Annotated in this window: 2 protein-coding genes; one reads left to right on the forward strand and one right to left on the reverse strand. The window is 70.5% G+C overall.

Going from position 1 to position 777, the window contains the following annotated elements:
• Window positions 1-232: hypothetical protein (locus ACP4IX_RS36315; protein ID WP_426558934.1), on the reverse strand; the 232-nt coding region annotated here is incomplete at its 3' end.
• Here ACP4IX_RS36315 and ACP4IX_RS36320 point away from each other — a divergent pair.
• The coding region (locus ACP4IX_RS36320; RefSeq protein ID WP_426558932.1) for a KR domain-containing protein at window positions 137-777 on the forward strand (641 nt) is incomplete at its 3' end. The genes ACP4IX_RS36315 and ACP4IX_RS36320 overlap by 96 nt on opposite strands.

A 777-nucleotide genomic window follows, 5' to 3' on the forward strand; every position in this document is an offset into this window, starting at 1 on the left:
CGGGCCGCAGGACTCGGTGGTGCTCGCGCCGCAGTGGTCCGATGTGGAGTTTGCCGGGGAGGTCCCGGGCACCGGTGGGTGGACGGTCGTAGGCCCGGACGCGAGTGCTGGTGTGGAGTACGCGGACCTGGCTGCTCTGGTCACCGCGGTCGAGGGTGGCACGCCGGTGCCTGAGTGTGTCGTACTGGGCGTACCTCACAATCCTGAAGGCCCGGTTGTGGGGTTGGCGCATGAGGTCACGGTGTGGGTGCTGGAGCAGGTGCAGCGCTGGCTGGGTGAGGAGCGGTTGGGCGGGTCCCGGTTGGTCGTGGTCACTCGGCAGGCGGTGACGACCGGCTCGGGCGATCCGGTGGTCGACCTGCCGGGTGCGGCGGTGTGGGGTCTGGTCCGCTCGGCGCAGTCGGAGAATCCGGACCGGATCACCTTGGTCGATCTCGAGTACGGCTTGGGTCTTGATCTCGGTGTGCTGGCGGGTGCGGTGGCGACTGGTGAGCCTCAGTTGGCGGTGCGGGGTTCGGTGGTGCGTGTTCCCCGTCTGGTGCGCCGCAGGGCTGCCGCGGATGTGGTTGTGGTGGAGGGTCCGGTGCTGGTCACCGGTGGTACGGGTGGTCTGGGCGGTGTGGTGGCGCGGCACCTGGTGCGTTCGTACGGGGTGCGGCATCTGGTGCTGGCCAGTCGGCGGGGTGAGCGGGCCGCGGGGGCGCCTGAGCTGGTGGCGGAGTTGTCCGGGCTGGGTGCGCGGGTCACGGTGGTGGCGTGTGATGTGTCGGACCGGGA

This window comes from Streptomyces sp. WG5, from assembly GCF_049974565.1.
Taxonomy (GTDB): Bacteria; Actinomycetota; Actinomycetes; order Streptomycetales; family Streptomycetaceae; genus Streptomyces.